The sequence below is a fragment of the Streptomyces sp. NPDC045678 genome (assembly GCF_056432085.1).
The window spans coordinates 59,611-85,377 of record NZ_JBWKJS010000002.1 but is presented as its reverse complement, the minus strand read 5'-3'; the positions used below and the strand labels follow the sequence as shown (position 1 = coordinate 85,377).

Below are 25,767 nucleotides of genomic sequence, written 5' to 3'. Positions count from 1 at the left end.
GGTCGTCGTGACGCCCGCGGGGAGGCAGGGTCAGGAGGTGTGCGGGCAGTTGCCCCGGTACTCCTCGATCGTGAGACTCGGCTTCGGCAGCGGACAGAGGAACTGCTCGTAGCGGGTGTCGCTGTCGATGAACCGCTTCAGCCAGGAAATGCTGTACTTCGCGATCGTCGTGTTGGACGTGTTCGGCGTGAAGTGGGTCGCGTTGTTGAGCTCCAGGTACGCCTTGTCCAGGGAGCCCGGCAGCGACTGGTAGAACGGCTCGGAGTGCCCGGAGACCGGGGCGACGGTGTCGCCGTCCGCGCCCACGACCAGCGTCGGCGTCCGCAGCTCCGGCCAGGTCGTGTCGAGGTTCCAGCCGGTCAGCGGGATCGCGGCCTTGAGCGACGTACGGCTCTTGGCCGCCTCCAGCGTGCCGCCGCCGCCCATCGAGTGGCCCATCACGCCGAGCCGGGACGCGTCGACCCGGTTGCGCACCGAACTCGACTTGGTCAGGTAGTCCAGGGCGGCGAGGAGCTGGCGTCCCCGGCTGGCGGGCTGGTCGACGGTGGTGAGGGTGTCGATGGTGAAGACCACGAAGCCCTGCGAGGCGAGCCGCGGCCCGAGCCACGCGATGCTCGACTGGTAGGCGGTGAAGCCCGGGGAGATGACCACCGCGCCGAACGTGCCGTCGGAGGTCGACGTCGGGTAGTAGACGGTGCCGCCGCCGAACCCGGAGACCCCGAGTGAGGAGACGGTGGTCTGCGAGACGGCGTAGGAGCCGCGCGGTGCTTCGATGCTGGACACGGTCGGGTCGGGGCCGCGCTCGTAGGGGTTGTCCGCGGCGGCCTGGGCTCCCGGCGCGAGGCCGGTGCCGAGGAGTCCCGCGGTGGCGACCGCGGCGGCGAGACAGGCCCGCACCACGGGGCGGGAGAAGGCGTGCAGCTGCACGGAGGGGTCCTCTCGGTCGTGGCGGGAACCACGCGGGGCAGCATGCGGGGGCGGCATGCGGAGAGAGGAGAGCGCCCTGGTGGAGACCGCCGTTTCGTTGGCGGTCCCACCGTGGCGCTGATGACGGTGTACGGACATCGGCGAAATCACCGGTGCCGTCGCGCGGCCCCCGCTGTCAGAGCGCCGTGCCGAAGGCCTGTGTCCACCACGGGCCCCCGGAGCCGTTGTGGATGCCCACGCCCAGCTCCTTGAAGTCGCAGTTGAGGATGTTGGCCTTGTGACCGGGGCTCTTCATCCAGGAGTCCATCACCGCCGCCGGGCTCTGCTGGCCGCGGGCGATGTTCTCGCCGTACGTGCTCCAGCGGTAGCCGGCCGCGGTGATGCGGTCTCCGGGGTCCGTGCCGTCGGGGCTCGTGTGGTCGAAGTAGTCACGGGCCGCCATGTCGGCGGAGTGCTTGGTCGCCGCCGTGGCGAGCTTGCCGTTGGAGCGGACGGGACCGCAGCCGGCCTTCGCACGCTCGGTGTTCACCAGGGCGACGACCTGCTCGGCCGTGCCGCTCGGCTTCTGCGGCGCCGGCCCGGGATCGGGCGTCTCGGGCCTGGGCTTCGGCTTCGGCTTGGCCGGGGTGCGGCTCGGCGAGGGCTTCGCCTTCTTCTTCGTCCTGCTCGGCTTCGGCTTGGCGCTGGGGGACGCGGAGCGCTTGGGAGAGGCGGAGGGGGAGGCGCTCTCCGAGGCCGACGGGGTGGAGGGCGAGGCCGGTGCGGCGGCGGTGGACGGCGTGCTCTCGTCCGCGTCCGGGCCCGTGAGGAGGTGCACCGCGGCGCCTCCGATGCCGAGTGCCACGACCGCGGCGGCCACTCCCGTCGTACGACGCCGACGTCTGGCGCGATCACGGCGGGCCTGCGCCCGAGCGGAGACCGGCGCGGACGAACCGTCGCCGTACGCCGCGGACGCCGAGCCGACCTCGACGAGATCGGGCGGCACGACCAGGCCCGCCAGCGCGGAGCCCACCGGCACGAGCCCCAGCCCCACCAGCAGCCCCTCGGCGGGCACCAGGTTCGACCAGTGGCCCTCGCAGGCCGAGCAGTCCCGGGCGTGGCGGGCCAGCCGCTTGCGCCACAGGGCCGACGGGATCCCGTCCCAGCCGGCGGTGATCTGCTGGAGGCCTCCGCACGGAGGGGTGGCCGACAGGGCGCGTACGACCACGCGCGCGGTCTCCAGCTGGGCCTTCATGCGCTGCACCCGTACCGCGGCGTGCTGCGGGGACAGCTCCAGTGCCTCGGCGACCTCCGGCCGCGTGAGCTCGCCCGCGGACTCCAGCCACCACAGCGACAACAGCGCCCGGTCGTCCTCGTCCAGCCAGCGCGTCGCCTCCGCGGTCTCCCTGCGCTGCCCCGAGAGCCCGAGCCGCGTGATGGTCAGATCGACGAAGTCCGCGCCCGGGTCCACCACGTCGTACGCGTCGGCGAGACCGCCGCCGGCGGGTATCGCACCCGAGGCGCGCTCGCGCCAGTGCCCGCGTATCTGGTTCATGGTGATGGCGACCAGCCAGCTGCGGAAGGTCTCCGGGCCGCGCAGACCGTCCAGGCCGCCGAGGACGCGGAGCATGGTCTCCTGCACCACGTCGTCCACGTCCGCATGGCCGTTCAGGGCCCGTCCGACGATGTTGTAGACCAGCGGCAGGTACTCCGCCACCAGCGCGTCCTGCGCCCGCTGGTTCCCGTCCTGCGCTGCCCTGATCATCGCGACTTGGCGTTCGCTGCTCACGCTGTGTCCACTCTCTTCGTGGGGGGCCTGTCTCCTCCGACACAGGGGAGACGCCCTGCGACCGCCTCGATAACAGAAATCGCGCACAGAATGTGCACGGATTCTGTCGAACCCGGTCTGCTGACCGTATCGAGTGGAGTCCGACCCTCTACATGAGGTGGAGGTTCAGGAACCTGCCGTGACCGGCGAGTCCGTCCGGTCGCCCACCGACTCCTCGGTCGCGGACTTCGGTATCGGCTCGTCCTGGCGCAGCGCGTTCCAGACCCGGTGCGACGCCTTGTCGAGCGGCAGGACCCGGCCCGCGTCCTGTGCGTCGTACGTGACCGGCATCGTCACCATGTCGGTGTCGCCGGGGCTGATGCCCTTCAGCTCCTTGGCCAGGCCGAGCAGCTTGTCGGCCGACGCGAGGCCGGAGTCGGCGCTGACCGTCTTGGTCGCGGTGTCCGCGAGGCCGTAGGACTTGGCGGGGCTGCCGAGCGGGTCGACGGTGTTGGCGCGGTGGATCAGGGCCTTGATGAAGGCCTGCTGGAGCTGGATCCGGCCCAGGTCGCTGCCGTCACCCACACCGTGCCTGGTGCGGACGAGCGCCAGGGCGTCCTCGCCCTTCAGCGTGTGCTTGCCCGCGGTCAGCGAGAGACCGCTGTTGGGGTCCTTGATGGCCTTGTGGGTGGTGATGTCCACACCGCCGAGCTCGTCGATGAGCTTCTGGAACCCCTTGAAGTCGACTTCGAGGTAGTGGTCCATGCGCAGGCCCGACATCTGCTCGACCGTCTTCACGGTGCAGGCGGGCCCTCCCACCTGGTACGACGAGTTGAACATGGCCTGCTGGGCGCCTGCGGCGGCGCCGTGGGACGTCGCACATCGGGGCCGCTCGACCATCGTGTCGCGCGGGATGCTGACGACCGAGGCCTTCTGGTGGGTCTTGTCGACGTGCAGGACCATCGCCGTGTCGGCACGGGCCCCGCTCACACCGGTGCCGTACCGGCCGTGGGTCCCTGCCCGCGAGTCGGATCCGAGCAGGAGGATGTTCATCGAGCCGTCCCGCTGCTCCGCGGGCCTGTCCTGGCCGAGGGCCGCGTCGACGTCCGTGCCCTTGATGTTGCCGTTGAGGTGCTGCCAGGCGTAGGCGACGCCTCCGCCACCGGCGAGCACCAGGCCCAGGGCGCCCCACGTGATGTACCGCAGGGCCTTCTTGCGGGGCTTGCGCCGCGAGCCGCGGACCCGGGCGGGCCCGTAGGCGGGCACCGAGGGGCCGTCCGCCGGGTGTGCCGGGTGCTCGTTCTGGCTCTCGTGCGGCATGCGCTGCCTCTCCTCGCGAATCAGGTGTCCGGGAAACTCAGTGGTCCGGGACTCAGTACGCGGAGTCGACGTTGTCGATGGAGCCGTACTTGTCGGCGGCGTAGTTGGCGGCCGCGGTGATGTTGGCGACCGGGTCGGTCAGGTTGTTGGGGGTGCCGGCGACGTGGTACGCGTCGAAGGTCGGCTGGATGACCTGCAGCAGGCCCTTGGACGGGGTGCCGTTCTGGGCGTTCACGTCCCAGCCGTTCTGCGCGTTCGGGTTGCCCGAGGACTCACGCATGATGTTGCGGTGCAGGCCCTCGTAGGAGCCGGGGATGCCCTTGGACTTCATGATGTCGAGGGACTCGCGGATCCAGCCGTCGAGGTTCTCGGGGTACTTCTTGTCGCCCGCGGCGGCGTGCGGCGCGGCAGCGGCGGCCTGCGCGGGCTCCGCGGCGTGGGCGGGGGAGGGGACGAGGGTCAGGGCGGCGGCGGCCGCTCCCGCGGTGGCGATGCCGGCGATGGAGAACTTGCGGGTGCGAGCGGTGCGCGTCAGGGACATGCGGGTGCAACTCCTGGGTGGGGACGAGAGGGGCGCCGGACCGAGCAGGCGTTGGTGCCTGATGTGTGGTCCCGGGCGTCCCGAAGACTCAGCCAGGGTTAGCGGCGCCCGGGGTCGGGCGCAATCATGTGACGTACTACCGCGTTACGAAGAAGCCCTGGTGGCGACCGTGCCCCGCGGAGGCCAGGCCCGGGGGGACGCCCCGGGGCGGCTACTACCGTCCTTAGCATGTGACGTGGCCCCTATGAGGGGCTTCACAGCCGCGGAGCCCTCCAAGTGGCCTGGGTCACCGCTCTCAGGGGGCGGCCGCCTTCCCGGCCCCGCTCGGGCCGGAAAGACGTGCCGCTGTGTGCCTCAGCTGCCGGTCGGAGCCACGTTTCCGCCGGTCACGCGGACGTAGTCGACGACCAGCTGTTTGGGGAAGGTCGTGCTGCCGTCGGGGTCGCCGGGCCAGTACCCGCCGACCGCGAGGTTCAGGATGAGGAAGAAGGGCTTGTCGAAGACCCACCTGTTGCCGTTGAGGTCGGCCGGGGTGCGGGTCTGGTAGATGTTGCCGTCCACGGACCAGGTGACCTTGTTCGGCGACCAGTCCACCGCGAAGGTGTGGAACTTGTCCGCGAACGCCTCGCCGCCGGGCAGCGTGTATCCCGCGCCGATCCCGCCCGATCCCGAGTAGCCGGGGCCGTGCAGCGTGCCGTGGACGGTGGACGGCTCGAAGCCGACGTTCTCCATCACGTCGATCTCGCCGCTGTTGGGCCAGCCCACATTGCCGATGTCGGCGCCGAGCATCCAGAACGCGGGCCACATGCCCTGGCCGCGCGGCACCTTCATCCGCGCCTCGACGTGCCCGTACGCGCTCGTGAACTTGCCGGAGGTGTTGAGCCGGGCCGAGGTGTACTCGCAACGGCCGTACCAGCACTGGTAGTTGCCGGGGTTCTCCTTGCGGGCGGTGATGACCAGGTTGCCCCGGCCGTCGAGGGCCGCGTTCTTGTTGCCCGACGTGTAGTACTGCCGCTCGTGGTTGTTGACGTTGTCGCCGGTCTCGATCTGCCACTTGCTGCCGTCGACCGCCGCGCCGGCGGGTCCGTTGAAGTCGTCGGTGAACGTGGCGGCCGCCGGAGCGGCGGCGGAGCGGGCGGCGGCCGGGGGCGCGTTCTTTGCCGAGGCGGTGGGCAGTGCGCCGAGGCTTGCGGCGCCGCAGACCAGGGCGAGCGCGCCGAGTGTGGTGCGGCGACTGAGAGAGGTGGGCACGGTCATCACATCGCTTCGCGTGGGGGGTGTGGGGTGCGTGCGGGTGGGCGTATGACGGGCGGATCAATAAGTCATGCGCATCATTGAGCCATGCGCATGACAAACAAGTGTCGAGAAGTGAACGCGGCGCACGATCCGTCGCGTTCACTTCGTTCAGTACTTGATTTAAGGCAGACTCCCGTGCCCCGTCAAGGAGTTGGTGCGGACCAACCTCGCCTTCGTCAGCGCGCCGGCATCGAGCGGTACATGCCGATCGAGTCGTGCGTCGCGGTGTCGGCGAAGCCGAACTTCTCGTACAGGAAGCGCGCGGGGCCGTCGGCGATCAACGAGACGTACGCGGTCGCGGGAGCGCGCCGTTCCAGTTCGTCGGTGAGCGCGGCCATGATGCGCCTGCCGAGCCCCCGCCCCTGGTGAGCGGGGTGGACGCAGATGTCGACGACCTGGAACGCGGTGCCGCCGTCGCCGATGATCCGGCCCATGCCGATCGGCTCGCCCTCGTGGTGGAGCACCACGCCGTGCCAGGTGTTCGGCAGGGCGAGCGCGACGGCTTCGGGTGCCCTGTCGGAAAGGCCGGCGTCGGTGCGCAGACGGCGGAAGGCCTCGACGGACGGCACTTCCACGCGCAGCTCGTAAGGGTCGGAGTAAGGGTCAGCTGTCTCGCTCATGCATTACATGCTAGCGGCGGGCCGGTCAGCGTCGCTGGAACGTCACCTCGGGATTCCCCGGCGTCGGCCCGTCGAGCAGCGGCTGCGGGATGCCGCGCAGGTGCTGCTCGTAGAACGCGCCGATGTAGGCCCGGGTGATCTGTTCGGAACGCTCACCGGACAGCGGCACCTCGGGATCGACCGCACCCGCCTGCGCGGCGAGGACGGGGACGTCGGTGAACGTGAAGTGCCCCGAGCCCTTGACGGTGAGCCACCGCTTCCAGCCGTTCATCCCCTCCCAGGTCTCGTCCCAGTTCTTGCCGTCCTCGACGCCGGGCGTATGGATGGTCTCGGCGCCGATCATCAGGAACGGGCGGCCGCCGAGCCCGGTGGGGCGGGTGTAGAAGTGACCGTCCATGTTCATGCCGGCCCGCACGCGGCGGTCGGTGGTCATGGCGGCGAGCGTGCCGGCCCCGCCGATGGAGTGCCCGCCCGCGCCGATCCGTTTCTCGTCGATCATGCGGGCGTGCCGCCAGGCGTTCTTGCCGCCGGTCAGCCGGTCGATGACGTACGAGATGTCCTTGGCCCGCCCCTGGGTGGCGAGCTCGCCACCGCCCGGCTCGTCGACGGGGGCGCAGGCCTGACAGGTCAGAATGCGCCCGCCGGGAAACGCCGTACCCAGGGACTCGTAGGCGTGGTCGACGGTGGCCACGACGAAGCCCCGGCTCGCCAGGTCCTCGGCGAGGTGCGTCAGCGTGGAACGGGGAGCGGTGAACCCGGGGGAGAGCACGATCAGCGGGAACCGTCCCGGCGCGGGCCGCAGTCCGGTGCGGGCGTAGGTACGGGTGCCGGCGTACACGGCGGGTGGGAGCAGGTCCTCCTTCTTCCACCACTCCAGCAGGAGCCGCGCCTCCTCCTCCGACGTGTAGGCGGTGGGGTGCCCGCCCCCGTGCCGTCCGGGGTAGTACACGGACGTCATCAGCTCACGTGCGCCCGCCGACGGCACCCACGGGTCGGGGCGGCTCTTGTCGACGAGGTGCAGGGTGTCGCGTCCGACGGCGTACGGGCCGGTGGGGCGCGGAAGCCGGAGTGACACCGTCGACCTGTCGCTCGGCGACATGGCGCTCGCCGAGGCGTGGCCGAAGCCGTCCGCCGCCGCGAAGGCGGTCGCGCCACCCGCGAGGGGGACGGCGAGAGAGAGGGCGAGGGCGGTGGCAAGGGCGCGTCCGCGCGCGGCGCTTCGTGAAGTTGTCATGCCAAAGGAGGCTAGTGCGGCAGCAGTTGATGCCGCGTCGGACCCTGGTACCGCGCGCCGCCAGACTCTGGGAGTACGCGCGCGGGACGCATCAGCTCCAGGGCGTACGTCGCCTCCCCGCCCCCTCTGCTCGCCTCCCCGCATCCCCCGCATCCCCCGCATCCGCTCGCGTCCCACGGCCACGCTCCGTTCCTCACCGTTCACCTGCCCAACCCCCTTTGTGACGCGCCGGGCCCGCCCTTCGTAGAGTCACCGGGTGAACGAACACCACGCACCAGATCCCCACCTGCCGATGCTGACCTTCCCGCAGGCCGAACGCCTGCGGACCCTGACAGCCGACCACCTCCTCACCCGCCACGGGATACGCCCGCGGATCGAGGGCGCTGCCGTGCTGTGGGGCGACGGACGCCGCAGTCCGCTCCCGAACCTGGCGCACCAGTGCCGCGCCACGGCCGAGGAGCACTGGCCCCGCCTGGTCGAACAGCACTTCACGACGCTGGAGAACGGATCGCGGGGCGGGGAGAGCGCGCAGGAACTGCTCGAAGGGACCGTCCTGCGGCTGCTGCCCGACGACGCCTTCGCGGGCGAGACGGCGAACAGTTTCCGTTACGCACGCCCGGTCGCCGAAGGCCTGCTCCTGGCGCTCGCCCTCGACACCTCCACCTCCGTGCGCATCCTCACCGACCACGACGTGGCGCGCGCCGGACTGGATCAGCTCTGGGTGGCCGCTCGCAACAACCTGATCCGCGAACTCGTCGAGCACGACGAGGTGACAGGACCGCAGGGCGCGCGGCTGTGGACCGTCTACGGCGACTCCCACTTCGTGGCGAGCAAAGCACTCGTGCTCCCCGAACTGGCCCGCGCGACCACCGGCAGGGACCTGCCGGAGGCCGGCGCGCTCGTCGTCCTGCCCAGCCGCAACCTGCTGGCGTTCCACCCCATCGAGGACGGCACCGTGGTGGACGCGGTCAACGACCTCGGCGCGTACGCGCTCGGCGCCTACGAGGACGGTCCCGGCGCACTCTCGCCCCGGCTGTACTGGTGGCACGAGGGGCGGATGACCTCGCTCACCGCCATCGACCACGAGACCCGCTCCTTCTCCGTGGTGCCGCCGCCCGAACTGATGGAGCTGATGAAGAAGCTGCACGCGGAGAGCGCGTCCGCCCCCGCGGAGCCGCGGACCGCTGCCGCTGGGGTTCCTGGCGGTGAGCCGGTCGGAGCGGAAGCCGACGCGGCCGATCTCGACCCCGCCGCCGCGGCCGCGGGCATCGTCCGTCTCGCACAGAGCGAGGCAGGCGTCGCCCACACCTTCGCCGCAACGAAGCGGCTGAGCGACGTCCGCTTCGCCGCCGATCCCGACGGCGCGCGCCTGGAGACCTGGGAGGCATGGGTGTGGGCGACGCAGACCGGCTCGGCGCTGTTCCGCACGACCGCCACCACCGGCGGCACCGTCGAGTGCCGCATCGCCGACCGCACCCTGCGCCTGCCCGCCACCGGCCCCGTACCGGGCGCGGACGCCCGCGCCTGGCTCGACGCCTTCTACCTCGCCGCCGTCTGCAGGGACCAGGACCGGCTGACGGCGCTCTGCGACGTGCCGCTGGACGACCTGCGCCGGGCCGCCCCCGCCGACGAGTACGTCTTCCACTGGATCCGGACACTGCGGGCGTTCCGGCTCAGGCAGCCCATGGACGACATCGTCCAGCACCTCATCGCCACCATGGAGACGTCCCACCCGCACGTCGCGACCCGCACCCCCAGCGACTTCCTCAACCTCATCGACTACCAGCCGGCCGCCCTGATGCACCGCCTGATCGCGGGCGACCGTGCCGCCTTCGCCGAGGCCCTCACCGAGTCGCTCGCCCACCACGAGCGGTACTGGAACGACAGGTCGGGCGCCGGAACCACCGCGCTGTACAGCCGCATCGCCCTCGGCCCGCTCGCGCTGGCATGCCTGGCGTACGACTCGGACTTCCCCGTCGACGACACGTCGCCGTACCTGCCGAAGCACTTCCTCAAGCGCGACTGGCTCGGCGAGTTCCCCACGTAGGGCAGTGACGCGTCAGGGCAACAGCGGGGCAGGACACCGGCGTGTTGGCGTCGATGGGTGTTGTCCACGGCGGTGCCGATGGGCGAGTGTTCTGTGTCATGGACTGTGACCGGCACAACACCGTGTTGCCTCTGTCCCGACGTCAACTGTTCGTCGCCGCGGGCGCCTCCGGGGCCGTCGCCGCCCTCGGGACCGCGGCCCCGGCGCCGGCCCGGCCGCGCGCCACGGTCCCCCTCTCGTTCACGCGCGTGACGAACGGCGCGGCGACGCTCGCACCGGGCGCGGACCGGCTGATCGTCGAGGCGCAGGCCACCCTGTGGTCCCTGCCCCGCACCGGCGGCGAGGCGGTGCCGCTGACCCCGGCGGGACTGGAGCCGAACCGCCCCGTGTACGCGCCGGACGGGTCGTCGGTCGCGTTCTGCGCCTACCAGGACGGCGGATTCCACATCTGGACGATGCGCCCCGACGGATCGGGGCTGCGACAGCGTACGGAGGGGCCTTGGGACGACCGGGGCCCCGCCTGGGCGCCGGACGGCTCACGGATCGCCTTCGCGTCGGAGCGGGGCGGCGACCCGGTGCGCGGCGGCTCGTACCGCATCCACGTCCTGGATCTCGCGAGCGGCGACATCGTCCGCGTGACCGGCCGCCCGGGTCAGGACGGCCCTCTGCAGGACGGCCCGTGGGAGGACTTCGACCCCACGTGGTCACCGGACGGCGGGCGGCTCCTCTTCGTCCGCGGCACACCGGTCGCGACACAGACCGGCACCACGTTGGAGGCCCGCACCATCGCGTCCGTCCCCGCCGGCGGAGCGGGTCCCGTCACCGTCACCCACACCGAGACCGCGAAGGCGCAGGTCATGACGCCCGCGCTCGCCCCGGACGGAGCACGCCTCGCCTACCTGCGGACCACGGCCGCGCCCCAGGGGTCCTGCACGCTGGTCGTCGACGGGAGGCCCGTCGCGCTCGACGGCGACCTGGCTCCCGTGCCGCCGCGCTGGGCAGAGGAGGGGAGGCTCCTGCTCACGGTGGACGGCCGTTTCACGCTCGTACGTCCCGACAGCCCCGACAGCCCCGACAGCCCCGACAGCCCCGCCGGACCGGAGGGCTCTGACAGAGGTCTGCTTCCGGGCGCCCCGGAAGTGATCCCCTTCGACGCCACCCTGCCGGTGGAACGCCCGCACTACCGGGTCAAGGAGTACGACCTGGGCCTCGGGCGGGCCCGGCCCACGCGCGGCATCCACCTGCCCGCCCTCTCGCCGGACGGCCGCCGGGTCGCCTTCGCCGCGCTCAACTCGCTCTGGCTGGCGAACACGTCGGGCGGCAAGGCACCCCGTCGGCTGCACCGCGCACCGGCCACCGGCTACCTGCTCGCCCCGACCTGGGCACGGGACGGCAAGTCCCTGATCTACGCCGACGACCGCGACGGACTGCTCGGCGCCTACCGCCACGACCTCGCCACCGGCGCCGAGACCGCACTGGCGACCGGAGGCCGCACCCACCCCGCCCTCTCACCCGACGGCGACCGGCTCGCCTGCCTGGACATGACCGGCCGCCTCGTCGTACGCGACCTCGCGTCCGGCACCGAACGTGCGCTGGTCACGCCCCTCGGCGGCGGAGGCCTCCCGGGCCGGCCCAGCTGGTCGCCCGACGGCCGGTACATCGCGCTCTGCGACCGGAACCGCATCAACAACCGCTTCCGCGAGGGCTACAACCTGATCCGCGTCGTCGACGCGAACACCGGAGCGGACCGCCTGCACGCCGTGGCCCCGCACGCCTCGCTCTCCGACCGGTACGACTCAGGACCCGTCTGGTCACCGGACGGCCGCTGGCTCGCCGTGATCGTCGAATCGGCGCTGTGCCTGCTGCCCGTGCGGCCCGACGGCACACCGCGCGGGGCACTGCGGGTGCTCTCCGACGAACCGGCCGACCATCCGTCGTGGGCGGGAGACTCGAAGTCGCTGCTCTACCTGTCGAGCGGGAGACTGCGCCTCATCGGCATCGGTGCGGGCGGGGAGCGGCCGCGCACGGTGCGGGTACCGGTGGACCGGCGCAGGCCCACGCCCGCGGACGTCGTCGTCCAAGCGGGACGGCTGTGGGACGGCACCGGGGACGAGGTGCGGGACGACGTCGACATCGTGGTCCGCGGCGGCCGCATCGCCTCCGTACGACCCCACCGCCCCGCAGGCCCCGCCCGTCCCGCGGACCGCCGCGTCGACGCCTCGCACCGCACGGTCGTCCCCGGCCTGTGGGACACCCACACGCACCCCTGGCAGACGACCTACGGCGGGCGCCAGACAGCGGGCCAGCTGACGTACGGCATCACCACGGCCGTCTCACTGGGCGGCTTCGCCTACGAACAGGCCCGCATCCGCGAGGCGGTGTACGCGGGAGAACTCGCGGGCCCCCGTCTGCTCACGACCGGTGAGCTGCTGGACGGCGCCCGCGTCGCGTACAGCATGGGACGCGCCCACCGGAGCCGGGCGGCACTGGGACGCTCGCTGCGACGCGGAGCGGCACTCGACTGGGACTTCGTCAAAACCTATGTGCGGGCGCCGGGCTGGGTGATGGAGGAGGCGGCGCACTTCGCGCACGAGAGGCTCGGAGTACGCACGGGCGGCCACCTCCTCTCACCCGGAATTCAACTCGGCCAGGACCTGACGTCCCATTTGCAGGCCACCCAGCGCGCGGAGTCCGGGCACGCCATCACGGCCACCGGCCGTGCGTGGGACGACGTCATCGAGATCTACAGCGCCCGGGGCGCGGCGTTCTCCCTCATCGCCACACCGTTCACCTCGGCGCCCCTGCTCGGCGCCGACCCGGCACTCGCGGACGACCCACGCGTCACCGCGGTGATGCCGCCGTGGGACGCGGCGGCGGTGAGGGCGGGGGCGGCCGTACCGCCGAGCGACGCGCAACTGGCGACACTCCGCCGGGAAACCGACATCTACCGCCGCATCCTGTCGAAGGGAGGCGAGGTGGCCCTCGGCACGGACCAGCCCATCGTCCCGGTGGGCCTCGCCCTCCACCTGGGCCTGCGCGCCCTGCACCTGGGCGGCCTGACCCCGGCGGAGGCGCTGCGCACCGCGACCGTACGGCCGGCCCGGGTGTTCGGCCTCGACCGGGACCTGGGCACGGTCGAACAGGGAAAGGTCGCCGACCTGACCGTGGTGGACGGCGACCCGTTCACGGACTTCGACACGATGGTGCGGACGGTGTCGGTGCTCCGGGCCGGAACCCTCTACCGGACCGCGGACCTGACCTCGGCTTTCGAGCGGCGACGGCGGGACGAGGGGGAGGCGTACTGGCGGAAGGTGGGCCACCTGCTGCGGAGGGACGGGTGCTGCACGCCGGTGGACTGAGCGCAGCGCCCTCCGCCGCCGGGGCTACTCGAAGCGGGACGTGTCGCCCGCGCCGCGCCGCACGATCTCCGCCTCGCCGTCGGAGAAGTCGATGACGGTGGTCGGCTCCGTACCGCAGTCGCCGGAGTCGATGACCGAGTCCACGAGGTGGTCGAGACGTTCCTTGATGTCCCAGCCCTGGGTCAGCGGCTCCTCCTGGTCGGGCAGGAGCAGCGTGCTGGACAGCAGCGGCTCGCCGAGCTCGGCGAGGAGGGCCTGGGTGACCGTGTGGTCGGGGATGCGCACGCCGACCGTCTTCTTCTTCGGGTGCATCATCTGGCGCGGCACCTCTTTGGTGGCGGGCAGGATGAAGGTGTAGCTGCCGGGCGTGGCGGCCTTGATGGCGCGGAACACGTCGTTGTCGAGATGAACGAACTGCCCCATCTGCGCGAAGCTCTCGCACATCAGGGTGAAGTGATGCCGGTCGTCGAGCTGACGGATCGACCGGATGCGGTCCATGCCGTCACGGCTGCCGAGCTGACACCCCAGCGCGTAACAGGAATCCGTCGGATACGCGACGAGCGCACCGGAGCGGATCCCGTCGACGACGCTGCTGATGCTGCGGCGCTGGGGGTTGTCGGGGTGCACGTCGAAGTACTTAGCCATCTGTCGAGTCTAGGTGACAGGGGTGTGTCGGCCGGGACCAGGCAGCGCCGACGAAGTCGAGGAGGTCCTGGTTGACGGCCTCGGCGTGGGTGATGCAGATGCCGTGCCGCAGGGTCGGCACCTCGATCGCGGCGGCCTCCTCTACCCGGAAGGCAAGGGCCGGGAAAGCGGGTGGAACTCGGGGGCCATGGCGTACGACTACTGAGGTGGACGAGGTGTCAACTTCCCTACTGAAGGCGGGCGTTGGAGATCATGGGCGGATTGGGCGGAGAAGACAGGGACGGTGACCGGCGGGTGCGGCCGAGTCGGCGAGGGGTGCTGCGGGGCGCGGTGTCGGGAGCGGTCGGCGTGGGAGCCGCGGCAGCGGTCGGAGTGGGCGCAGGACCGGCGCGGGCGGTGTCCGGGGGAGGCCGGCTCGAGGTCGCGGTCCTGCTCTACGACGGCTGCACGGCGCTGGACGCGGTGGGACCGTACGAGGTGCTCTGCCGGGTCCCGGGCGTGCGGGTGACGATGGTCGCCCGCGAGGTGGGCCCGGTCCGTACGGACACGGGGGAGCTGAGCCTGGTGGCGGAGCGCGCGATGCGGGACGTACACGGTGCCGATGTCCTGCTGGTCCCAGGGGGAGGGGACCGGGGGACGACGGCGATGATGGGCGACACGAAGTCCCACGAGTGGATCCGCCGTGTCCACCGCCGCTCGGTCTGGACGACATCGGTGTGCACGGGGTCGCTGATCCTGGGGGCGGCGGGCCTGCTCCGCGGCCTCCCCGCGACGACGTACTGGGCGTCGCGGCCGTATCTGGAGAAGGTCGGCGCGACGTACAAGCCGGGGCGCTTCGTCGAGGCGGGGAAGATCATCACGGCTGCGGGTGTCTCCGCGGGCATCGACATGGGCCTCCACCTCGCGGCCCGTCTCTCGAGCACCAAGGTGGCGGAGGCGGTGCAGCTGGCGGTCGAGTACGACCCGGACCCGCCGTTCGACACCGGCAGCCCGGAGAAGGCCGATGCCGAAACGGAGGCTCTCGCTCTCAAGCTGATCGCGGACGCGGCGGTCTGATCACTCGGGCCGCAGGCCGAGGACGAGGTCGCGGGGCAGACCGTGCGTGTCGTGGAGGTAGCGCAAGCGCTCCTCGTCCAGCGGCCCGCGGAACCGGGGCTGGGCCAGGATCCTTCGCCCTCGCTCCAGGAGCCGACGGAACCGCTGCTCCTCGTCGAGCAGGATCACGCGTACGTCGACGGTGTCCACGTCCTGACGGAAGCGGTCCAGAGTGTGCTGCACCACAGCATCGGGCAGATCCCCGAGACTGCGTGACCCGGGCTCGTCGTGCCAGAGGACGGTGAGCAGGCGCCGCACCAGGCGGCGCAGCACGTACCCGCGGTCGGTATTGCTCGGCCGCACCCCGTCGCCGATGACCACGACAGCGGAACGCAGGTGATCGCAGACGAGCCGCAGCGACGTTTCGTCCAGCGGCCACAGTTCCGGTACGAGCAGACGCCAGGGCTCGAAGACATCGCTCTCGAACACCGATGACTTGCCCTGCAGGGCGGCGACCAGCCGCTCCAGACCGAGTCCGGTGTCGACGTTGCGCTGGGGGAGCGGAACGAGGGAGCCGTCGTCGAGCTTCCGGTAGCGCATGGTGACGTGGTTCCACATCTCCACCCAACGGTCGTCCTGGGAGGGCGTCGACCGCGGCGGACCGCCATCGTTCCCGGCCCCTGTCCCGCTCCCTGTCCCGCTCCCGCCCCCGGTCCAGAGGAAGATCTCCGAATCGGGACCGCACGGCCCGGTCGGCCCGTTGGACCACCAGTTGTCCTCGACCGTCAACTCCACCGGAACCCCGAGCTCCTCCCACACCTCCAGGGAAGCGGTGTCGGGGCCGGTGCGGTCGTCGCCGCCGAAGACGGTGGCATGCATCATGCGCGGATCGACACCCAGCCCCTCGGTCAGGAGCTCGTACCCCCAGCGCAGACTCTGCGGCCCCTCGTAGTCGCCGAGCGACCAGGTGCCGAGCATCTCGAAGACGGTGAGATGCGTGGGGTCGCCGACTTCTTCGAGGTCGGTGGTGCGCAGACAGCGCTGCACGTTGACGAGCCGGTTGCCGAGAGGGTGCGGGCGCCCCTCCAGATACGGGGTGAGGGGGTGCATGCCCGAGGTGGTGAACAGTACGGGGTCGCCGGGCGGCGGCAGCAGGGTCGATCCGGTGATCCGGTGGTGTCCGCGCTCCCGGAAGTAGTCGACGAACGTGCGGACGACGTGATCGGTGTTCATGAGGTGGCTCCTTCGCCGGTAGAGCGGGGAGGCACCGGACAACGGGTCCGCCACGAGTCACGAGACATGAGCCACGAGTCGCCATCGGCGGGCCGTTTCCGGTCGCCGATGGAGGGTGGGAAAGACGTCAGGCGGCGGCAACCGGCGAGCTGGTCGCTCGCGCGGTCGCGTTGGTGCGTGGGCCTGTGACGTTCATGTGGCCGAGGATAACGAGCCCGGCAGGCGGGGGCACGTGATTATCCGCGGGGTCACCACCGGTGGGGCTCACCACCAGTAGGCGGGGTAGCGCGGCGTCCGGGGACGGGCGTACGAGGCGGCCCAGCCCGCGAGGACGAGCAGGCCCGCGGACCCCACGAGAAGGGGTACGAAGGTGGTGGGGCGCGGTGTGTTCAGGACGATGACGACGGCGGTCGCGCACGCGGGGGAGTGCTGGGTGCGGGCCACGGTCATCACGGCGAGACCGGTCCCGGCGGCGAGGGCCGCCGCCCACGGCGAACTGCCCGACGCGGCGACGACCGCGTAACCGACGGCGGCGCACAGCAGATGGCCGGCGATCACACTGCGAGGCTGAGCGAGCGGCAGCCCGGGTGCGCAGTGAATGATCGCCGCGGACGCGGCCAGCGGGGGTATCAGCACGGGCTCGTGGATGACGGAACCTATCGCCACCAGAACCAGCAGCACGGCAGTAGCGGCGCTGATGTTGTGCAGCGCGGCGCCGGGCGAGGGCGGGGCGGGCGCACGACCGGCGAGACGGGCGCGGAAGCCGGAGCGCGGGCGGCCGGACCGGGCGAGAGGGACAACGGGTACGGGGGCAGCAGGCGCGGAGACAGGTGGTGCGTCAACGATTTCGTCGGTGCTCAAGACAGTGCGATTCCGGGGCAGGGCCGACCGGAAACCCGGACGGCGATGGCAGAAGGGCAGGAGTCGGCCCGTCTTCCCTCGCGGTCGGCAGGGACGTGGGCACCGGCGGCGGTCCGGGTGGGGATATCCGCGTACTCACCCGGAATTCTACGCGGCGCTCTCACGTAGCCGCAGGTCAGGGTCCTGGGCAGCCGTCATGTGTCCGAAGACCCAGCCCTGGCCCGGCACCCGGGCCCGGGCACTCGTCGCCCGGTGCTGGGCGGCCCTGTACGCACGGACCGGGCCACGCGCTGACGAGACGAGTACGGACCCAGTACTCGTACGACCAATCCCGCACGCGCTAGGAGCGCGTGGCCGTGGCGCAGCTCTTGCCACCGGCTTGCGTGTCGCCGCTGTCGACGGGCTTGCTGCGGTCGTACGGATCGACCCGGTGGTCCTCGTCGGCGTGCTGCTTGTCGGCGGTGTCGAACGGCGGTGCGAAGTAGCCGGTCGGCTCGGAGCAGCCGCCGTTGGTCAGGTCGAGCGTGTAGGAGACGAGGGACATCGTGCCCGGTTCGGTGATGATCTTGTCCGGGTCGTCCCAGCTCATCACCACCTCGCGCCGCACGATCGTACGGACGATGTCGGCGTCCCGCCCCCGCTCGCCCGCGGGCGCCACCGGGTACACGAAGGTGACGTCCGCCGTCACTTCGAGCGCCCCGCGCTCGCCCTCCCGGTAGGAGAGCCGACCGCGCGTCTTGACCACGTCGCCGACCAGTTGGGCCTGCTGCGGCCGGAAGCGGCTGAACAGCAGCAGCGGGTCGGTGGTGGGCGTGGGCGTCTTCGACGACAGGGCGGAACGCAGGTACTCCTGGACGTCGTCCTGGTGCGGATTCAGCAGCCCGATCGCCTTCGTCGGCCGCTCGCCGCGCAGCACGCCCCGGTCGAGCCCGGCAGCCACCAGGAAGCGCCGGCTCTGCTCCAGCGCCCGTCCGACCTGCGCGGCGTCCATCCAACCGGTCGCCTTGGCGGCAGGCACAGTGATCCCCGACGCTCCGTCGGCCCAGCGCGCGGCGGGCGAACCCCGGAAGGGCTCGGCCCAGGTGGCGCGCTGCGCCGGTTCGGCGCCCGGAGCGTCACGCGGTCTCTCCGACTCGGCTGCGAGCGGCGCCTCGTTCCGCCCACCATCGTCGCTGTCAAAGAGGTCGAACACCTGCTGCGGGAAGAGGCTTACGCCCAGCAGGGCAACGGCAGCCACCAGCCCCGTCACGTACCAGCCCGTCCTGCGCCGGGGCCGTGCAGGCGAGTACGTACGCCGGCCTTCCGCCTGACCGGCCCCCGCCCTGAGCCGCTGCTCCACCCCACGGGCGCGCGCCGACGGCTCCACCGGAGCCCCGGCCGCACCCTTGACCGACTCCCGCAGGAACCGCTCCCACTCCTCATCGGACACCGAGGACCCGTCCTGCCCCCCAACCCCACCCACCGCATGCTCCCGTGTTCGCTCAATGGCCATGGCCCGACAGCTCGTCCGTCCCCCCGGTCGGCTCGTTGACGGAGCGCCGGTTGATCGAGAAAGCCGACCGCATAATCGCATGAGCCGGCCGCGGGCCTGCCGGGGGCATGGGGCGGCGAGGCCGGGCCAGGACAGTGCCGGCCCGGGGCCGTCGGCCCTACGATCCGGAGCGCAACCCCAGAGCGCTGTGCTCCACCACACCCGAATCGAGGTCACTCCTGCCCGACGCCCTGGCAGTCAACTCGGTGAGGCGGGCCCGGAGGTCGGTGGCGGGCTCCCCGAGGACGATCGTGCTGATGAGCAGCTCCAGCATCAGGCAGTCGTACTCGTCGCCCATGGTGCGAGAGCGCTCCCTGTCGCCCTCGGCCACAGCGGAGGTGATCCGCCTCCCGCGATCAGAGGCGAAGGTCGCCTCATAGATGCCGTAACCGGTCCAACTCCGGTGCATGAAAAGGACATCGCCCTCCACGAAGACGTTCCACTTCTCGTCCATGTCCCGGGCTCGGTATCCGCGCCGGATCCGGTCCCACTCCTCGTCGGTCCAGACGCGATCCGGCAACTGAGACATCGGCCGGGGCAGGTTGATCGGATGTAGGCGCCGGAACGACTCACGGGTGAGCGGGGCATCAGCAGTCATGGCGTGATCGTACGGAAGCGCGGATGTGCGCCGCCGTGTGCCTCAACTCCTCACCGCGCGCAGCGGAGCTTCCCTCTGCGCGTGCAGTGCGCCCCCGCAGGGAGGTTCGCACCGCACGGAGCCCGGTGATAACGCTGGAGTCACGGAGTCGACGAACGAGGTGATGAAAGGATTCGGCATGGCATCTCAGGCAATCCTTGAGGCGGGCCGGCTGTCCGCCATCGTGAAGATCCTCGACCGGGCCGGCGGCCATCTGAGTGCCGCGGTACGCGACCACACCCGGGCGCCCGCCCTCCCCGACGACAGGGAAGTCCCCGCCTTCCAGGACGACACGGCGGCGTCCGCCATCCAGGCACTCCTCGACCTTTCACGCAGCGCCGCGCACGACCTGACCTGCGCGGTCCAGCACGCGGGCAGTGGCGATCTGAGCCTGGCCCAGGCCCACCTGGAGGCGGCACGCACCGCCCCCGAGAAGCACGTCGTGCCGACCGCAGGCATGCCCTTCCCGCTCCCCGGAGGCGTACGCACCGCACTCCAACTCCTGCGCGGCATCACGGGGTTCTTCAGCGAGGAGACCGAAGACGCCCTGGTCCGCGCGCTGACCATCACCTCCGCGTCGACCACCTGACGGCGGCACTCACGTCACTGTCACTGTCAGCGTCCCCCCTGCCCGAACCAGGCCGCCGACGGCCCGCCGGTGGCGCGCGTGGAGGCATACAGGGTGACCGCGATGCCACCCTCTCCCGAGACCGCGTACGGCTCTGAGGGGCCGGTCGCGTTCAGGTGCGCGGCGATCGCGTAGGCAAGCACGGTCACGGTGTGCTCGTCACCGGAATGGATGGTGATCCGGGCCGTGCCCGGCTCCGTCAGATGAAGATCACGGCTGTTCATGCCGGGATCGACGCAGCTCACGGCAGTGGCAGTTCGGTGCGGGGGACAGGTTCACCCGTCCGACTTCTATGTGTGCCGGACGGGAGTAAGAGGCCCAGGAAGGGGTCATACGCGCCGGACCGGACGAGGGTCGTGCTCGCCCGTGAGGGGCATCCCGGAGGCCAAGAGCGCGGGCGTTATCGGCGAAGTACTGCTCGTCCGCCTCCGGGGGCCAGGCCGAGGGTGACGCCCTGGCTGAGGCCGACGAACAGGGCCCTGAGCGCGGTGGTCAGGCGCTGTGCCTCTCGCTGCGTCACGACGGTTCCGTTGTGCGGCCGACCTGTGAACACCGTGATCGGGTGGCGGCGCTCCTGCGAACATGCGGTCGCCCCCATCGCGCTGGCCGCGCTACTGATGGCCGCTCGCCCTGCGCGGACGACCTCGGAGCAGCGAACCCAAGGCCAGGCGGCCTGATCCGGGCCGGAGGCCCGCACCGACCGGTTGCGGGCCTTCGTGCTGCCCGGCGCAGCAGTGAAACGACACCGGCACCCGCTGCGCCCACTCCTCGATGAACGGGCGGTGTTCTGCGGCCAAGGGCGAGTTGAAGTCGTAATCCGGATAAATCACCCCCTTGCCACAGCCGTGTAACGGCGACCGCAGGGCGGACAACTCCGTTCCCGGTCGACCTGTCGAACCCGGTGCGTCACACAACTGGTCCGACTGCTCCGACTGCTCCGCGACGGAACCGGTGCCGCCACGGCAACAGCCGCACCCCTCCCGCAAACCCACCACTGGAGTTGACGAACATGCCCCGAAACATCCTGCCGACGCGGCTGGCCGCAACCGCCGCGCTGCTCCTCGTCGCAGGCGCGCTGTCCATCCCCACCGCCACCGCCGAGTCCAGATCCCCCGCGCCCGGCGACGCGTACGTCCTGAAGGTGAGTACCGATCCGGTCAAGACCGACTACGACAACCGCAAGGTCAACGTGACCGGCACCGTCACCAAGGCCGACGGTACGCCCGCGCCCGGCATTCCGGTCACGCTCCAGGAGGTCGTCCGCTTCACGACCTGGAACCCGTGGGGCGACCCGATCGACCCCCACTACTACGAACCCCGAGACCTGGGCAAGCCGGTGAGCGACGCCGACGGAAAGTTCACCCTGCCCAATGTCGAGATCGACCACGTCAGCGGCAGCAGCCTGCTCAACGTCGAGCAGGACGTACAGATCACGGCCCAGTACGACGAGGACGGCGACCTCGACACGCCGCAGGACGGCTACTTCGCGGACACCACCGTGTACGCCGCCGCCAAGCCGAGCTCGCTCAGCTACAAGGTCAACAAGACGAAGGTGAAGGCGGGGGACATCCTCACCGTCCAGGGCATGGTCGAGCTCCCCAAGGGTGTCGACCCGGGCGGCACGGAGGTCTTCCTGCAGACCTACTGGGAGAACCAGTCCCATGTGAAGACGACGGCCGAGGGCGACGGATTCTTCGTACTGTCCGTGCGGGTCTCGCGCGACGACAATGCGTTCAGCCTCCGTACGGCTCCGCGGGACCTCTACGTAAAGGGCGCGGAACGGAAGCTGCCGATCACCAACACCTCACTGCCCCGCTCCTGACGGGTCTCGTCGACGGGGCCCCCGGTATCGGTGCGCACGACACCCGTACCGGGGGCCTCCGCCGTGCCCCGCCGCCCGCAAGGCGGCGGTAGATGCGGTGGACGCGGTGGACGCGAGTGATCCCCGCTAGCGCCGCTGCCCGTCCTCGGGCCGCCGTGCCTTGACCCACACCGCGCCCCACACGGTCGCGACCAGACCCGCGCCGAGACCGATGGTCGCCCAGTCCGAACCGCTGCCGCTGGAGCCGCCGACACCCGCGTGGGAGCCGCGTGTCGGCATCGGGTGCGGCGGGGAGGGCATCACCGATCCGGCGACGTCGAGTGAGTAACTCGACATGCCGCCCTCGCAGTCCACATCCACGTCGTACGAGCCGGCCTGCGCGCTGGGACGGATCTTCGCCGTACCGGTGTAGATCCCGGCCGAGCCGGTCGACAGGGTCACCTGGGACTCGAAGGCGTCGGAGTCGGCGGTCGCCGACTCGGCCTCGCAGCCGCCCGACACCGACAGGACCACGTCGTCCCCGGGCTTGGCCGGGTCGGGGGTGGCGGAGAACGAAGGCTGGTCACCCGCGGTCGCCGACGGCACGGCGACGGTGAACGCGGTGGCCGTGGTCAGAGCGGCGGTGGCGACGGCGGATATGACACGCATGGCTCGTCCTCGTTCCGGACGCGGCCGGACCGGTCGGGTCGCTGGGTGCCGCGTCTATGCCTCATGCAAGCCGGAGCCTGAGGAACCCGGCGCGCTGGAGAGAGCCAGCCGGGCTACGGCGCAAGCCCCGATGGAGCGATGGCCGGCCCAGGCCCGCGCGGCGGCGTGGACGCGCGGTCCACGAGAGCGGGGTCACCGTGCCGTCGCGTGACGCCGCCCTGCCCGCCTCCCCTGATCGCACAGCAGTCGACGGGTCCCCACCCGCGTGGCCTAGCCTGAGCGCCATGTCCACCCCACCACCCACGCCGACGCCGACCCCCGCTCCCGCTCTCGGCCCCGCTCCCGTGCACGCACTGGCCCACTGCCCCCTGACCCCGGCCGCCGTGGGAGAATTCCTGGCCCTGTCGGAACAACCGGCGCCCGCGGACGACTTCGACGCGCTCGACGCCGTTCTGCGTGCCCGTGACTGGAGTTGGGAGCACGAATGCCTGACGGACTCCTACCGCACGGGCTTCGGGCACCCGTTGTGCACCGAGGGCGACTCCCCGTTCGGAGATGCGAAAGCGCGGAGCTTCCTCGTGTTCGGGGAGCTGTACCCCGCCGACCCGGACGACGAGGACCTCGCCAACATGCCGTGGCTGGGCGAACTCGTGGATGACTGGGGCCGGGCGCCGGGGTGGACCGTTCGACGCCCGTCCTCACTAGAGGAGTGCGTCGAGGCGCTCGACCGGGCCGCGGAGGCCGTCACGGCCCACCTCGGGGCCGCCCCGGAGCGGACGGTCACGAGTGACGCGGCCGTGGTGACGGGCCCGCCGATGCCGCACCGGATCTGGCGCACCGCCACGCACGCCGTGATCGTGGGACCCCACGCGGACAACGGCCCGTACGGCTACCTCACCCATCTGCAACTCGCCGCTTCTCCCCTCGGCCTGGCCCCCGAGCTGCCGCGTGAGGACGACACGGAGGAGCTGGACCGCTGGATCGAGGCACACATCGACTGGTGACGCCCCGCCGACGAGATGGCCGAGCTCAGCCGCCGGTCAGCCAGTCGAGCAAGTCGAACGCCCGGGACAGGGCACTGGCCTTCCGGCGGTGGCTACGGCAACAGTAACGACGCCTGCGCCAACGGCTCGTCTGCTCCACCGGCGTCCCGCACCAGCCGCACGGCCGCGCCCCGCCGTTCCGCCTGTCCCACCCCATACGGGGACTGTACCGGTGGGGGAGAGGGAGGAGCCGATTCCGGGACGCCCGCGTCAGTTCATGGAGAGAGCGGCCACGGACAGGCCCTAGCCCGCGTACGCCATCACGTCGTCCACCGACGCGTTGCCACCACAGATCACAAGCCCGAGGCGCGTCTCGTCCCCGGTCTTGGCGAGGACACGGCGGGCTGCCGGGAGGAGACAGCCGGCCGCGGGCTCGGCCCACACCTTGGCGTGTTCTGCCAGCTCTCGGACGCCGGCGAAGGCGTCCGCCTCCGGTACGACCAGTACCTCGTCGACCAAGTCGCGCACCATGGTGTAGGTCAGCGGCGACACCGTGGGCGCACCGAGTGTGGTGATCCGCGAGTCCACGTCCACCTGTACCGGCCCGCCGTGGGTCAGCGCCTGTGACATCGCGTCGGCGCCGACGGTCTCCACACCCCACACCCGTACACCCGGCCGCCGCACCCGCAGTGCCGCCGCCACACCGGCGATCAGTCCGCCCCCGCCGATGGACACCAGCACATCCGTCAACTCACCGGCGTCCTGCGCGAGTTCGAGCCCCACGGTGCCCTGCCCGGCGATCACCACCGGGTCGGCGAACGGATGCAGGAGCGTGAGCCCCTCGGCCTCCAGCCGTTCCATGAGGGCGAACGCCTCGGCCATGGTGGGGGTCAGCCGAACGTCGGCTCCGGCGGCACGGGCCTGCGCCACGGAGCGTGCGGGTGCGGCCCGCGGCATGACCACCGTGGCCCGTACGCCCAGCGCGGCCGACATCTCCGCCACGGCGACACCGTGATTGCCGCCGGACACCGCCACCACACCGGCCGCGCGCTGTTCACCGGTCAGCGTCAGCAGCTTCGCGACGGCACCTCGCGCCTTGAACGAGCCACTGCGCTGCAGCAGTTCGAGCTTGACGGTGACCGGGACCCCGAGCAGTGCGCTCAGCCCCGGACTGGGCAGTGTGGGCGTCCGCACCACGTGACCGGCGATCCTGGCCGCCGCGGCCTCCAGCTCCTCGACACCGATCATGGCGACCCTCCAAGTGACGTCGTACGCCGTTTTCGTCTGCACGATACGTGCATGTCCTCCGGAGCCGGCGGGCGGATGGCTTTCCTGTCCAACCGAAGAGCGATATCGGATCGCGTGGGGTGGTCGTCCGCTGGCACGCTGCCCACATGGATCATGCGGAGGTACTGCTCATCGGAGGACGTGCTGGTGTCGGCAAGACGACGGTGGGGTGGGAGGTTTCGGCGTTGCTGCGTTCCGAGGCGGTCGCGCACGCGATCATCGACGGTGACTTCATGGGACAGGTGCATCCAGCCCCGCAGGGAGACCCGCACCGCTCGGAGATCACCGAACGCAATCTGACAGCGGTGTGGGCGAACTACGCCCGCTGCGGCTACCGACGCCTGATCTACACGAACACCATGAGTGTCCTGCCGGAGACGACGGGCATGTTCGAGCGCGCGGTGGGCGCCGAAGCGAGACTCGTACGGGTCCTGCTCACCGCCTCCGACGCCACCGCCCGCGAGCGCCTGGTGGGACGAGAACTCGGCTCGGAGCTCGAGCAGGAACTGGAAGGAAGCGCCCGCAAGGCGCGAATCCTGGATGAGCGGGCCCCTGCGGGGGCGGTACGCGTGGTGACGGACGGGCGATCGGTCTCCGACATCGCGCGGGAGGTGGTGGCCGCGACCGGCTGGTCGGGGTCGCGCTCCGCCCACGGTTCCTGACTGACTGCTGTGACGGACGACTGGACCTAAAAATATTGCGCGCCACGCATGTTTGCGTGGCGCGCAACTTTAGGTACCTTGGATCCATGGGGCTTCGAGAACGGAAGAAGGCCGAGACGCGCTCCGCGCTGAGCTGGGCGGCACTGAGGCTGGCGGTCGAGCACGGGTTCGACAACGTGCGGGTGGAGGACATCGCCGGGGCCGTCGGCGTCTCACCGCGCACGTTCAACAACTACTTCTCCAGTAAGGGCGAAGCGATCGTCGCCCGCCACCTCGACCGCTGCCTGGGCGTCGCAAAAGCGCTGCGCGAACATCCGGCGGAACCGTTGTGGGACGCGATCACTCGCGCGGTGCTCAAGCAGTTCGAACCGGACGCCGCGGCGGCCGCGCACCCTGTTCCGGATGCGCAGACGTGGACGGCGGGCGTGCGCCTGGTCCTCTCCGCACCGGCGCTGCAGGGCGAGATGCTGCGGGCCGGAGCCGTCGCCGAGGCCGAGATCGCCGTGGCCATCGGGGACCGCACGAATACCGACCCGAACCAGGACCTGTATCCGCACCTTGTCGCCTCCACGGTGATGGCCGCGGTCAACACCGCCATGGCGCACCACCTCCGCGCCGATCCGCCGGCACCGCTGGGCCCCTTGCTCGCGGACGCGCTCGCCCGCCTGGCGGCGGGCCTGCCCACCCCCTAGCGCCCCACAGCA

The 25,767-nt window shown here is 71.2% G+C and carries 23 protein-coding genes and 1 pseudogene; 8 read left to right on the top strand and 16 right to left on the bottom strand.

What is annotated here, in order from left to right:
* Positions 1 to 30: 30 nt before the first annotated feature.
* The 7 genes from bdeA to AC07DO_RS06955 all read right to left on the bottom strand — a co-directional run bounded on the left by bdeA (position 31) and on the right by AC07DO_RS06955 (position 7,685).
* Positions 31 to 984 (bottom strand): bis(hydroxyethyl) terephthalate hydrolase, encoded by a 954-nt coding sequence (gene bdeA, locus AC07DO_RS06985; RefSeq protein WP_479057626.1) that lies wholly within the window; start codon positions 982 to 984, stop codon positions 31 to 33.
* Between the two features lie 118 nt (positions 985 to 1,102).
* Positions 1,103 to 2,695: a sigma-70 family RNA polymerase sigma factor gene (locus AC07DO_RS06980; protein ID WP_479057625.1), complete on the bottom strand. Its 1,593-nt coding sequence runs from the start codon at positions 2,693 to 2,695 to the stop codon at positions 1,103 to 1,105.
* A gap of 165 nt (positions 2,696 to 2,860) precedes the next feature.
* Positions 2,861 to 3,994, bottom strand: coding sequence for an LCP family protein (locus AC07DO_RS06975; protein ID WP_479057624.1), 1,134 nt, complete (start codon positions 3,992 to 3,994; stop codon positions 2,861 to 2,863).
* 52 nt (positions 3,995 to 4,046) lie between these two features.
* Positions 4,047 to 4,535 (bottom strand): transglycosylase SLT domain-containing protein, encoded by a 489-nt coding sequence (locus AC07DO_RS06970; RefSeq protein ID WP_479057623.1) that lies wholly within the window; start codon positions 4,533 to 4,535, stop codon positions 4,047 to 4,049.
* Positions 4,536 to 4,889: 354 nt separating this feature from the next.
* Positions 4,890 to 5,792: a glycoside hydrolase family 16 protein gene (locus AC07DO_RS06965; RefSeq protein ID WP_479057622.1), complete on the bottom strand. Its 903-nt coding sequence runs from the start codon at positions 5,790 to 5,792 to the stop codon at positions 4,890 to 4,892.
* A 215-nt stretch (positions 5,793 to 6,007) separates the two neighbouring features.
* On the bottom strand, positions 6,008 to 6,451 hold the full coding sequence (locus AC07DO_RS06960; protein ID WP_479057621.1) for a GNAT family N-acetyltransferase: 444 nt from the start codon (positions 6,449 to 6,451) through the stop codon (positions 6,008 to 6,010).
* Between the two features lie 25 nt (positions 6,452 to 6,476).
* Positions 6,477 to 7,685, bottom strand: a complete 1,209-nt coding sequence (locus AC07DO_RS06955; RefSeq protein ID WP_479057620.1) for an alpha/beta hydrolase family protein — start codon at positions 7,683 to 7,685, stop codon at positions 6,477 to 6,479.
* 256 nt (positions 7,686 to 7,941) lie between these two features.
* Here AC07DO_RS06955 and AC07DO_RS06950 point away from each other — a divergent pair, with 256 nt between their 5' ends.
* Positions 7,942 to 9,732, top strand: a complete 1,791-nt coding sequence (locus tag AC07DO_RS06950) for an Imm49 family immunity protein (RefSeq protein ID WP_479057619.1) — start codon at positions 7,942 to 7,944, stop codon at positions 9,730 to 9,732.
* Between the two features lie 98 nt (positions 9,733 to 9,830).
* The gene (locus AC07DO_RS06945; RefSeq protein ID WP_479057618.1) at positions 9,831 to 13,091 is read left to right on the top strand and encodes an amidohydrolase family protein; all 3,261 of its coding nucleotides are present in this window, start codon (positions 9,831 to 9,833) and stop codon (positions 13,089 to 13,091) included.
* 24 nt (positions 13,092 to 13,115) lie between these two features.
* Here AC07DO_RS06945 and AC07DO_RS06940 read toward each other — a convergent pair whose 3' ends face one another.
* Positions 13,116 to 13,736, bottom strand: a complete 621-nt coding sequence (locus tag AC07DO_RS06940) for an L-threonylcarbamoyladenylate synthase (RefSeq protein WP_268769108.1) — start codon at positions 13,734 to 13,736, stop codon at positions 13,116 to 13,118.
* Between the two features lie 348 nt (positions 13,737 to 14,084).
* On the opposite strand from AC07DO_RS06940, the gene AC07DO_RS06935 reads away from it, so the two are divergent.
* The gene (locus tag AC07DO_RS06935) at positions 14,085 to 14,792 is read left to right on the top strand and encodes a DJ-1/PfpI family protein (RefSeq protein WP_479057617.1); all 708 of its coding nucleotides are present in this window, start codon (positions 14,085 to 14,087) and stop codon (positions 14,790 to 14,792) included.
* Here AC07DO_RS06935 and AC07DO_RS06930 read toward each other — a convergent pair whose 3' ends face one another.
* The 4 genes from AC07DO_RS06930 to AC07DO_RS06915 all read right to left on the bottom strand — a co-directional run bounded on the left by AC07DO_RS06930 (position 14,793) and on the right by AC07DO_RS06915 (position 18,994).
* Positions 14,793 to 16,004: an alanine--tRNA ligase-related protein gene (locus AC07DO_RS06930; protein WP_479057616.1), complete on the bottom strand. Its 1,212-nt coding sequence runs from the start codon at positions 16,002 to 16,004 to the stop codon at positions 14,793 to 14,795.
* Positions 16,005 to 16,268: 264 nt separating this feature from the next.
* Entirely contained in the window at positions 16,269 to 16,865 is a 597-nt protein-coding gene (locus AC07DO_RS06925; protein ID WP_479057615.1) for an HPP family protein, read from the bottom strand.
* Between the two features lie 340 nt (positions 16,866 to 17,205).
* Positions 17,206 to 18,294 (bottom strand): hypothetical protein, encoded by a 1,089-nt coding sequence (locus AC07DO_RS06920; protein ID WP_479057614.1) that lies wholly within the window; start codon positions 18,292 to 18,294, stop codon positions 17,206 to 17,208.
* Between the two features lie 220 nt (positions 18,295 to 18,514).
* Positions 18,515 to 18,994, bottom strand: a complete 480-nt coding sequence (locus tag AC07DO_RS06915; protein ID WP_479057613.1) for a hypothetical protein — start codon at positions 18,992 to 18,994, stop codon at positions 18,515 to 18,517.
* Between the two features lie 178 nt (positions 18,995 to 19,172).
* Between AC07DO_RS06915 and AC07DO_RS06910 the strand changes: the two genes are divergently transcribed.
* Positions 19,173 to 19,622, top strand: a complete 450-nt coding sequence (locus AC07DO_RS06910) for a hypothetical protein (protein WP_479057612.1) — start codon at positions 19,173 to 19,175, stop codon at positions 19,620 to 19,622.
* Between the two features lie 26 nt (positions 19,623 to 19,648).
* Here AC07DO_RS06910 and AC07DO_RS06905 read toward each other — a convergent pair whose 3' ends face one another.
* Complete coding sequence (locus tag AC07DO_RS06905; RefSeq protein WP_479057611.1) at positions 19,649 to 19,885, bottom strand: DUF6207 family protein; 237 nt, start codon at positions 19,883 to 19,885, stop codon at positions 19,649 to 19,651.
* Between the two features lie 163 nt (positions 19,886 to 20,048).
* Positions 20,049 to 20,217, bottom strand: a pseudogene (locus tag AC07DO_RS06900) (TetR/AcrR family transcriptional regulator); the annotation flags it as partial.
* 453 nt (positions 20,218 to 20,670) lie between these two features.
* Here AC07DO_RS06900 and AC07DO_RS06895 point away from each other — a divergent pair.
* Positions 20,671 to 21,483, top strand: a complete 813-nt coding sequence (locus AC07DO_RS06895; protein WP_479057610.1) for an acyl carrier protein — start codon at positions 20,671 to 20,673, stop codon at positions 21,481 to 21,483.
* 126 nt (positions 21,484 to 21,609) lie between these two features.
* Here the strand turns inward: AC07DO_RS06895 and AC07DO_RS06890 are convergent, their stop codons facing one another.
* On the bottom strand, positions 21,610 to 22,131 hold the full coding sequence (locus tag AC07DO_RS06890) for a hypothetical protein (RefSeq protein WP_479057609.1): 522 nt from the start codon (positions 22,129 to 22,131) through the stop codon (positions 21,610 to 21,612).
* A 284-nt stretch (positions 22,132 to 22,415) separates the two neighbouring features.
* Here AC07DO_RS06890 and AC07DO_RS06885 point away from each other — a divergent pair, with 284 nt between their 5' ends.
* The gene (locus tag AC07DO_RS06885; RefSeq protein WP_479057608.1) at positions 22,416 to 23,135 is read left to right on the top strand and encodes a hypothetical protein; all 720 of its coding nucleotides are present in this window, start codon (positions 22,416 to 22,418) and stop codon (positions 23,133 to 23,135) included.
* A gap of 282 nt (positions 23,136 to 23,417) precedes the next feature.
* On the opposite strand, the gene AC07DO_RS06880 is transcribed toward AC07DO_RS06885, so the two are convergent.
* Positions 23,418 to 24,362, bottom strand: a complete 945-nt coding sequence (locus AC07DO_RS06880) for a threonine/serine dehydratase (RefSeq protein ID WP_479058531.1) — start codon at positions 24,360 to 24,362, stop codon at positions 23,418 to 23,420.
* 146 nt (positions 24,363 to 24,508) lie between these two features.
* On the opposite strand from AC07DO_RS06880, the gene AC07DO_RS06875 reads away from it, so the two are divergent.
* Together AC07DO_RS06875 and AC07DO_RS06870 are read left to right on the top strand one after the other, a co-directional pair.
* Entirely contained in the window at positions 24,509 to 25,063 is a 555-nt protein-coding gene (locus AC07DO_RS06875; protein ID WP_479057607.1) for an ATP-binding protein, read from the top strand.
* An 86-nt stretch (positions 25,064 to 25,149) separates the two neighbouring features.
* Positions 25,150 to 25,755, top strand: a complete 606-nt coding sequence (locus tag AC07DO_RS06870; protein WP_479057606.1) for an acyl-CoA-like ligand-binding transcription factor — start codon at positions 25,150 to 25,152, stop codon at positions 25,753 to 25,755.
* Positions 25,756 to 25,767: the final 12 nt, after the last annotated feature.

Bases quoted from the DNA above. Each gene is read 5' to 3' on its own strand.
- bdeA (WP_479057626.1), bottom strand. From the start codon at position 984: ATGCCGCCCCCGCATGCTGCCCCGCGTGGTTCCCGCCACGACCGAGAG.
- AC07DO_RS06975 (WP_479057624.1), bottom strand. From the start codon at position 3,994: ATGCCGCACGAGAGCCAGAACGAGCACCCGGCACACCCGGCGGACGGC.
- AC07DO_RS06970 (WP_479057623.1), bottom strand. From the start codon at position 4,535: ATGTCCCTGACGCGCACCGCTCGCACCCGCAAGTTCTCCATCGCCGGC.
- AC07DO_RS06965 (WP_479057622.1), bottom strand. From the start codon at position 5,792: ATGACCGTGCCCACCTCTCTCAGTCGCCGCACCACACTCGGCGCGCTC.
- AC07DO_RS06960 (WP_479057621.1), bottom strand. From the start codon at position 6,451: ATGAGCGAGACAGCTGACCCTTACTCCGACCCTTACGAGCTGCGCGTG.
- AC07DO_RS06955 (WP_479057620.1), bottom strand. From the start codon at position 7,685: ATGACAACTTCACGAAGCGCCGCGCGCGGACGCGCCCTTGCCACCGCC.
- AC07DO_RS06945 (WP_479057618.1), top strand. From the start codon at position 9,831: ATGGACTGTGACCGGCACAACACCGTGTTGCCTCTGTCCCGACGTCAA.
- AC07DO_RS06940 (WP_268769108.1), bottom strand. From the start codon at position 13,736: ATGGCTAAGTACTTCGACGTGCACCCCGACAACCCCCAGCGCCGCAGC.
- AC07DO_RS06930 (WP_479057616.1), bottom strand. From the start codon at position 16,004: ATGAACACCGATCACGTCGTCCGCACGTTCGTCGACTACTTCCGGGAG.
- AC07DO_RS06915 (WP_479057613.1), bottom strand. From the start codon at position 18,994: ATGACTGCTGATGCCCCGCTCACCCGTGAGTCGTTCCGGCGCCTACAT.
- AC07DO_RS06910 (WP_479057612.1), top strand. From the start codon at position 19,173: ATGGCATCTCAGGCAATCCTTGAGGCGGGCCGGCTGTCCGCCATCGTG.
- AC07DO_RS06905 (WP_479057611.1), bottom strand. From the start codon at position 19,885: ATGAACAGCCGTGATCTTCATCTGACGGAGCCGGGCACGGCCCGGATC.
- AC07DO_RS06895 (WP_479057610.1), top strand. From the start codon at position 20,671: ATGCCCCGAAACATCCTGCCGACGCGGCTGGCCGCAACCGCCGCGCTG.
- AC07DO_RS06890 (WP_479057609.1), bottom strand. From the start codon at position 22,131: ATGCGTGTCATATCCGCCGTCGCCACCGCCGCTCTGACCACGGCCACC.
- AC07DO_RS06885 (WP_479057608.1), top strand. From the start codon at position 22,416: ATGTCCACCCCACCACCCACGCCGACGCCGACCCCCGCTCCCGCTCTC.
- AC07DO_RS06880 (WP_479058531.1), bottom strand. From the start codon at position 24,362: ATGATCGGTGTCGAGGAGCTGGAGGCCGCGGCGGCCAGGATCGCCGGT.
- AC07DO_RS06875 (WP_479057607.1), top strand. From the start codon at position 24,509: ATGGATCATGCGGAGGTACTGCTCATCGGAGGACGTGCTGGTGTCGGC.
- AC07DO_RS06870 (WP_479057606.1), top strand. From the start codon at position 25,150: ATGGGGCTTCGAGAACGGAAGAAGGCCGAGACGCGCTCCGCGCTGAGC.